The sequence below is a fragment of the Winogradskyella damuponensis genome (assembly GCF_039538385.1).
Classification (GTDB): Bacteria; Bacteroidota; Bacteroidia; order Flavobacteriales; family Flavobacteriaceae; genus Winogradskyella; species Winogradskyella damuponensis.
Genome location: NZ_BAABCB010000022.1, coordinates 1 through 7,502, shown reverse-complemented (window position 1 = coordinate 7,502; position 7,502 = coordinate 1). Strand labels below are relative to the sequence as shown.

Genomic DNA, 7,502 nt, shown 5'->3' with positions numbered 1-7,502 from the left:
TTTTAAACCCGAAAAGCAGTTGATCTTTAAGACGCTACTTTTCATATACGCGCACCGTTGTAACCCATTTAAAGTGAGCGGTAGTAATAAAATAAGTAGGTCAGAAAGATTAATACTGCAAGCTTTTAAGAATGTGCAGGAACGTCGGAATGGAAAATTGAATAGTAAAGAGAATGAGAACGAAACAAGAAAAAATAGAGTGGCTGAAAAGTCTGCCAAAGTCGGAAAAAGCAAAACGGATGTTTATGATAAAAAAGAAACAGAAGGAAATTGAAGATAGGAATAAAAAAAAGCAAGAGAGTGGAAAAAAATAAATTAGAAGAGATGGAAAGAAAGGAACTGATTAAATACATAGAATTAAAATTGTATGAAATCAATAATAATCAAGAATTAGATAAGAATGAAATATCTAATATATTAAAAGATGTTTGGGATAAATATGTTAAAATAAAACCATTAGAATCGGACTCTAATTTAAAAGCTGAATTTTTTGAAAAAGGTAAGCTTATAAAAAGAAATGGATTTTTAAATGATTTAAAACAACTAGAAAATAATAATGAAGCTTTTATTAAGAATAACTACTATCAAATTAAATTTACTTTAAAAAGCATTATAGCTTCATTAAGCTAGAGCCCAAAATAACTGTGCAAATCTTTTAATACAGGATTTTTAGACAATAAATCTATTTTTAATAAAAGAATAATATATGAATGACTTAAACCTTTATCAATAGTGCCTGACTCTGAAATAGAATATTTATTAAGATTGTGATATTCGTCTAAGGATTTTGCGTATATTTCTAATGACTTTTTATTTGAATTTAACACATTGGAATTATCAACAACATCGGACATAAAAAAACGTGTTACAACACCGTGTATAATCAATAGGGCTTAGTGTTAGTTTATAAAATTATTCGCTTTCCCAATTTACGAGATTATGTAAGTCTTAGTTTATACCTCGCCCTACTAATCATACACAATCTCGTTGGCAGTAATTTAAAAACCACCCGAGAAATAAATGAACTTATTAAATTCCTTAACAATTTAAAAAAGAATCGCTGATAATATTCAAAAATTGAATTTAAAATGAAATGGTTAGAGAAAGATAATATAATTGGAATTGTTTTGATACTTTGCTATTTGATTTGCGTTTCTCTATTAGCAATATTTATATATCAAAAAACTATTGAAAATGAAGAATTTTTGAATTCTTACATTAAGTATATGTTTATTGCTTTTTTTCCCATTGGTCTATTGCTTATTTTTTCTGAGAAAATAGTAAAAAAAATGACTATATCAGAGAAACTCAAAGAGTCAATACCTTTAATTTCAGTTGCGTTATTTTCAATCCCATTCATTAGCGGAATTGTAGCTTGGATTTCATATTTATTTACAATTGTTATTGTCTTGATAGTCGCTTTTTGGAAAATTCTACTTATTGCATTAATAATACTTTTAGTTTTGATTTTTGGAAGTCTTATAAAGGATAAATTCTTTAAGCAAAAGCAAAGTCAATGAATTACATTTACGACTTACAAAAGCTATCAAAAAATGATATTTATTCTATTTCAAAAATAGAATGGTGGCTTTTAAAATATTCTGGATTTTATAAGAAAATTTATGAATTTGTTTATAGTCAACACCTTTTTACAAGCGAGGATGGTTCAGTAATCCGTCTACCACCAATTGGTAACCCAACCGATGATGAGAAATTCTTGGAATTATATAAAGCTCTTGAAACGATTTCGGAATTTTATAAAAACGAAAAGTATTTGGAACAAGAAATGGTTGGTTACCAAAAAATTAAAAACTCTAAATCGGACTTAAAAAAATGGGTTGCAAAAAACGAGAATTTAGGAGCGGAAAAATATGTTTGTTTTTTAATTGACTATTTGGACTATGACGAGAATGACCAAGAAGAACATTTAATTATTTTTGTTAGTAACCTAAAAGAACTAAACATTTATGTTGACAGACAAGATTTTAAGAATACGATAGAATTTCTAGAAATATTTAACGAACTTTATTGGGTTCAAGAAATTTTACCCGAAAATCTGAACAGAACAAAAATAGAAAAGTAGGAAAAAAACTACTGCCAACACCGTGTATAATTAATTGCTTTGGCTAGTGCTTATTTGGAAAATTCCTTCGGAATTTTCTCGTGTTCGTTTTTGTTTACTAAATTAGTTGCTGAAACACGCAACTAACCATACACAAAACCGTTGTGGCACATTTGAAAAACATCGAGATTTGATTAAAATATTTCAGAAATCATTAAAGAAAGAGCTTGCCGAATTGAGCAATGAGATTCTGAATTCTGTTTGGTCGAATAAAATTGAACAATCAAATATTGAGAGTCTCGGAATAAAAGATGGAAAACAAATCATTGCGGAATATTTAGAAAATCGAGAATACGGAATTGCTTATGAACATCTTGCATACATAATAACTGAATGCGAAATGGAATTGAATGTTGAGCAGAAAAACCGAATGGATAGAATTGCGGATAGAATGAATCTTGAACCAATTAAGTTCCTAACTAACGAAAAAGGAACTGACTTTCTGTTTGCTTGTAAAAATCTCTATTTGGCATCAATTCATCCTTTTGACGTTGATAAAAGAAATCTAAATGAATACAAACAAATAGTTGAATTAGGAAAAGAACTTTTGGCTCAAAGAGGGATTCAAAGTTTTTTAGGATATTTAATGGAATCTCAATATCGAGTATCTGTTTGGGCATCAATGATTGCAATAGAATACGGAAAACCAAAACAGGATGAAATTCTGAATTTGAGCGGAACGAAAACAATAATTAATTCTTGTTTGGAATGTATAATGCAAGACGAAATTAATTCTTTATCAGCCGAAATAATTGAAAACAAGAAAAAGTGGAAAAGTAAAAACGTGCCACAACACCGTGTATAATTAATGGCTAGTTCTCGCCTACTTACGAAAATCCTTACGGATTTTCTATTCGGTTTTTATTTGCTAACTTAGTTGCTTAAACACGCCACTAATCATACACAAAACCGTTGCCACACATTTGAGAAAATCGATATACATATTAATTCTGACTTTGATTTTTACTTCTTGCCAAAGTGAAAAGAAACTGAATGGAACTTGGATTTCAGCATATCAATATGATGAAAATGACAGTCTAATGAAATCAACAACCGGAATTCCTTTCAATGAAATTTTTACTTTTAACAATGGTACTTTTAACTTAAAGCAATTTAAGTATCAAATGTTTAATGATGAGATAACTGACATTTTCAAACTGAAAGGAAATAAGTTTGTTATAGCTGACAATGAATCTTATTTTTCAGATGTTATTGAACCTTTAACAAATGATAGTATTGTAATTAATGGATTGAATAGTGTCTTAAACGGAGTTTACAAACGACTAGCCGATTCACTTAAAAACAAAACGCCTGAATTTAAATTGACTGGAAAAAAGTTCGTGCGGAATTATAGAAAATGGACTGATACGATTCGTTTTGTAAATGACTCTGTTTATACAAGCAATAGTTGGACAATGGGAAATTCAGATTTAATGTGGGAAAGAATAAACAAAAACGGGTTTGATATTCTTTTTACGAATATTTATCCACCATTTGTGATTAAAAATAAAGTTGGGAAAAATATTTTAATTTCAACATTCGAATATGAAAAAGAAGATTATATTTTGACCGAAATTGAATAAAAACGTGTGGCAACAATGTATATAATTTATAGCTGCTTGTAGCCTACTGTCGAAAAACCTCACGGTTTTTCTATTTCGGTTTTTATTTGCTAACTTACTCGCTTATAACACGCAACAAATCATATACGAGACCGTTAGCAACAAGCTGAAATCCGAACTAAATGAAAGAAGTTGACACATCATCAAATTTGAATTCTAGAATCAAGTTATTCGCTGACTGGTTGAATAATGGTGGTGTCAAAACAATTTGGTCAAATCACTTACTAGAAGATTTAATAAAAGTCAAATTTAGGGCAGATGGAACAGTAGATGAATCGACTGTAAGTTCTGTTGTAAGAGCCGCTCTTTTAGCTTATGAAGGAACACAATGGTCACAACCTCATTCTTCGATTGAGCTAATGACTGAATATCAAACGACTTTACAGAAAGCCCTTATTTTTGAACAAGTAATGATTGATACTAAAGAGGATTTTGATTCTATTTACGAAGAAAATAAGAATTCGAAATCAACTCTTTATCGTGGTGTAAGTGAAGCGAAATGGAGAATTTACAGTTCACTTCAAAGATATTGGATAAATGAAAAGTTATATGAAAGCGGTGCGGACTATAAAACTTTCATAGAAAAAACAATCAGCAACGCGAAAAAACAAAATGCTGGAGTTTTAGAAAAGTTCTTCAAAAAAAATGGAATAAGCCCAGACAATGATATTGCAGTTCTAAGTTTTTTACAACACTACGGTTGTCCAACACCTTTAGTTGACTGGAGTAATAGTTTTAAAAACGCGTTATATTTTGCTACCGAAAATGTAAATGAATATAAAGATGATTCTAGAGAAATAGACAAATATTTTAGCATATATCATATTGAGGAAAAGGACTTAATTTCAACTAGTTTAGTTTCTCTCGTTGAAAAAGGAATTTCGGAAATGGAAAAACACGTAAAAGACAATGTTATCCAAAATGGACAATCTGAAGGAATAGAACAAACTGAAATGGAAAAATTCTTTGGAAGAGACAGACTTAAGATGGCTACAAAAATGCTTCACCAAAACGATCTAATAAAATTCGTAACTAAAATAGAAAGACTCATTACGTTTCCATTGACCTATTTCTCAGATATTAATGAAGAAAATGATATACAATTTTCACTTAATAATAGTATGAATATTATAAATCAAGAAGGAGTTTTTATTTGGAATTCAGACCCATTTAAACCAATAGAACAAGTTGGAAACGAACAATTTGGAAACAAGGAAGATGTAATTTATAGATTTTCCAAATGCTATAACATAAACAAAAAACTATCTGATTATGTGAAAGATAAAATTAGACAAGAGGGTATTAATTCAGAATTCATTTATCCTGACCCTAATTTAATAGCAAAAAATAGTTTTGATGAAACAAAAGCCAGTTGCTAACACCGTGTATAATTCATTGCTAGTTCTAGCCTACTTACGAAAGTCCTCGCGGACTTTCTATCTGTGATTTATTTGCTAACTTTAGTGCTTAAACACGCAACGAAATCATACACAAAACCGTTAGCCATTATTAGAAAAACGAAACTCACGAATGAATAATACACCAAGAAATGTAAAATTTTCTACTATAATTAATATCTTGAAAAAGAAACCAATTTCAATAATTTTTGGATTTGGTTTCACTGTTTTTCCATTATTTATTGCTACAATTTTATTAATAATATTTTCATCACTTGGAAATGAAACACCAAAAGTTGATTATGAATTAATAAATTCTAAAGGAAAACAAATTACAGCCGAAATAACAGATATTGAAACACAGTATAATGTTACTATTAATAGCGTTCATCCAACAATTATATCATACAAATATTCAGAAAATGGAAAAGAAACTGAATCAAAATATAAAGTTCTTGAAGAAAGAAAAATAGAAAAATTAGAAATTGGAAACAGTATACAAATTAAAGAACTTAATGGAAATTCGATATTGAAAGACTTAAAACCATATGATTTTGAATCAGGTTTCTTATTACTATTTCCTATTCCATTTCTGATTATTGGATTACCTTTTCTAATTTATTCAATTCGAAAATTGAAAAAAGAAGTAAAACTCTACAAATTTGGAAAAGTGCTTAAAGGAAAAATCGTTTCTATGATGCCTAAATCTGGACTTCCTGTATCTAACGCTGGACAAGGAATTATTGTGCACTATGAATATCAAACATTGAGCGGAAAAAAGATTATTGGAGAATCATTTACAACTGATTTTTCGATTATGAGCGATAAAAAGAAAGGTGATTTTGTTCCAATTTTCGTTTCGATTGAAAATGAGGAAAAATCTTGTGTTGTTCCTAAATTACAATCATTGAGAAATAATTGGAATATTGAATTTGAATAAAATAACAATGGCTAACACCGTATATAATTTATTGCTAGTTCTAGCCTACTTACGAAAATCCTCGCGGATTTTCTATTCGGTTTTTATTTGCTAAATTAGGTACTTAAACACGCAACAAACCATATACAAAACCGTTGTAGTTAATTATGAAGAAACTTTCGTACATATTAGTAACATTAGTATTCCTGAGTTGTAAAACAGAAAAAAAAGATGTTTATCAAGAATATAACGGACAAATGGTAAAAGTGGAATTTGATGATTCAAAAACCGATTCAACATTTACTGGCTATGGTGGAGAATATTATCCAAATGGAAATTTAAAATCAATGTCTTATTTTAAAAATGGTGAGCCAGCTGACACTTTATTTTACTATTACGAAAATGGACTTGTAAAGGAAAAAGGACTTGTAAAAAATAATTTATCTATTGGTTGGTGGACATATTTTGATAAAAATGGAAAATTGACTGAAAAATCGGAATGGTTAATTTTAAGAGATAGTTCCTATAAAAATCAATCCTATTATTTCGACAAAAAAGGTGGAATAAAAACTAAACCAAGTACCTACTTTAAATTAGATATTCCAGACACATTAAGAGTTGGGAAAAATCTTGCTCGAATAAAAAATTATGTAACTAATAATTATGGCAATGAAGGAAACTTAATTTCTGTAATAATGGACAATCAATATTCGGAATCAAAAATTCAAAAAGATACTTTTGGTGATGGAAATTTAAAACCATTTTTTGGAATTTATGCATATAAGACAGGTAAATTAAAAATTCAAGGTAAAATTCGAGAACAAATTTTAAACAGAACAATAGACAACGATAGTTTGCACACTTTTACAATATCAGAACATTATAAGTATTTTGAAAAGGATATATATGTTTGGAATAAAGACAAACAATCCGAATCTGCTAAAAGAATTGGAAACGAAATGAAAGAAGAATATAAAAATAACTAACTACAACACCGTATATAATTTATTGCTAGTTCTAGCCTACTTACGAAAATCCTCGCGGATTTTCTATTCGGTTTGTATTTGCTAAATTTAGGTGCTTAAAACACGCAACAAACTATATACAAACACGTTCTATGCAATTTGAAAAACACCGTGAATGAATTACAAACTTTTGATATTTAGCCTATTTATAATCCTTTCATCTTGTAAGGATCAAAATTATCAACCATTAGAATTGATAGATATTAATTGCAATAAAGTGCCGGAAATTTTGCAAAATGTTTTTGATAGTGACCAAGGAATGAGAACAAATGGAGGAGAAATTAACCCTAAAATAGATAAAGAAAATCTGATAACAGTAGTTAGTTTAATTGAAAAATGTGGAATGCCTACATTAGAAGTAGTTAGCGATGTGCAAATGAGCGCAGTTTGGGTAGTTTTCCAACATGGAGACAATGC

The 7,502-nt window shown here is 29.1% G+C and carries 10 protein-coding genes and 1 pseudogene; 10 read left to right on the top strand and 1 reads right to left on the bottom strand.

The genetic code is table 11. From position 1 onward, the window contains the following. Positions 1-274: hypothetical protein (locus tag ABD730_RS12985; protein WP_344715225.1), on the top strand; the 274-nt coding region annotated here is incomplete at its 5' end. Beyond that, complete coding sequence (locus ABD730_RS12980; RefSeq protein WP_344715223.1) at positions 271-630, top strand: hypothetical protein; 360 nt, start codon at positions 271-273, stop codon at positions 628-630. The genes ABD730_RS12985 and ABD730_RS12980, both read left to right, overlap by 4 nt. Here ABD730_RS12980 and ABD730_RS12975 read toward each other — a convergent pair. Beyond that, positions 627-854: a hypothetical protein gene (locus tag ABD730_RS12975; RefSeq protein WP_344715221.1), complete on the bottom strand. Its 228-nt coding sequence runs from the start codon at positions 852-854 to the stop codon at positions 627-629. The two genes, ABD730_RS12980 and ABD730_RS12975, sit on opposite strands and share 4 nt — an antisense overlap. Positions 855-1,088: 234 nt before the next feature. Here ABD730_RS12975 and ABD730_RS12970 point away from each other — a divergent pair, with 234 nt between their 5' ends. The 8 genes and pseudogenes from ABD730_RS12970 to ABD730_RS12935 form a co-directional block, all read left to right on the top strand. After that, complete coding sequence (locus tag ABD730_RS12970) at positions 1,089-1,520, top strand: hypothetical protein (RefSeq protein WP_334471825.1); 432 nt, start codon at positions 1,089-1,091, stop codon at positions 1,518-1,520. Then, complete coding sequence (locus ABD730_RS12965) at positions 1,517-2,083, top strand: hypothetical protein (RefSeq protein ID WP_334471823.1); 567 nt, start codon at positions 1,517-1,519, stop codon at positions 2,081-2,083. Before ABD730_RS12970 ends, ABD730_RS12965 begins: the two co-directional genes overlap by 4 nt. 169 nt (positions 2,084-2,252) lie before the next feature. Beyond that, positions 2,253-2,927, top strand: coding sequence for a hypothetical protein (locus ABD730_RS12960; protein WP_344715219.1), 675 nt, complete (start codon positions 2,253-2,255; stop codon positions 2,925-2,927). 118 nt (positions 2,928-3,045) lie between these two features. Beyond that, a complete protein-coding gene (locus tag ABD730_RS12955; protein WP_334471919.1) occupies positions 3,046-3,705 on the top strand; it encodes a hypothetical protein in 660 nt (219 codons plus the stop codon). A gap of 161 nt (positions 3,706-3,866) precedes the next feature. Next, the gene (locus ABD730_RS12950) at positions 3,867-5,123 is read left to right on the top strand and encodes an FRG domain-containing protein (RefSeq protein WP_344715216.1); all 1,257 of its coding nucleotides are present in this window, start codon (positions 3,867-3,869) and stop codon (positions 5,121-5,123) included. 151 nt (positions 5,124-5,274) lie between these two features. After that, a complete protein-coding gene (locus tag ABD730_RS12945) occupies positions 5,275-6,081 on the top strand; it encodes a hypothetical protein (RefSeq protein ID WP_344715213.1) in 807 nt (268 codons plus the stop codon). 146 nt (positions 6,082-6,227) lie between these two features. Then, positions 6,228-7,046 carry a toxin-antitoxin system YwqK family antitoxin gene (locus tag ABD730_RS12940; RefSeq protein ID WP_344715211.1) on the top strand — a complete coding sequence of 273 codons (819 nt, stop codon included), beginning with the start codon at positions 6,228-6,230 and terminating at the stop codon, positions 7,044-7,046. Positions 7,047-7,200: 154 nt separating this feature from the next. Continuing rightward, positions 7,201-7,502: pseudogene (locus ABD730_RS12935) on the top strand (hypothetical protein); the annotation flags it as partial.

What these genes read in the sequence shown, in the direction of transcription:
- ABD730_RS12970 (WP_334471825.1), top strand. Translation starts at nt 1,089, where the DNA reads ATGAAATGGTTAGAGAAAGATAATATAATTGGAATTGTTTTGATACTT.
- ABD730_RS12940 (WP_344715211.1), top strand. Translation starts at nt 6,228, where the DNA reads ATGAAGAAACTTTCGTACATATTAGTAACATTAGTATTCCTGAGTTGT.
- ABD730_RS12945 (WP_344715213.1), top strand. Translation starts at nt 5,275, where the DNA reads ATGAATAATACACCAAGAAATGTAAAATTTTCTACTATAATTAATATC.
- ABD730_RS12975 (WP_344715221.1), bottom strand. Translation starts at nt 854, where the DNA reads ATGTCCGATGTTGTTGATAATTCCAATGTGTTAAATTCAAATAAAAAG.
- ABD730_RS12965 (WP_334471823.1), top strand. Translation starts at nt 1,517, where the DNA reads ATGAATTACATTTACGACTTACAAAAGCTATCAAAAAATGATATTTAT.
- ABD730_RS12950 (WP_344715216.1), top strand. Translation starts at nt 3,867, where the DNA reads ATGAAAGAAGTTGACACATCATCAAATTTGAATTCTAGAATCAAGTTA.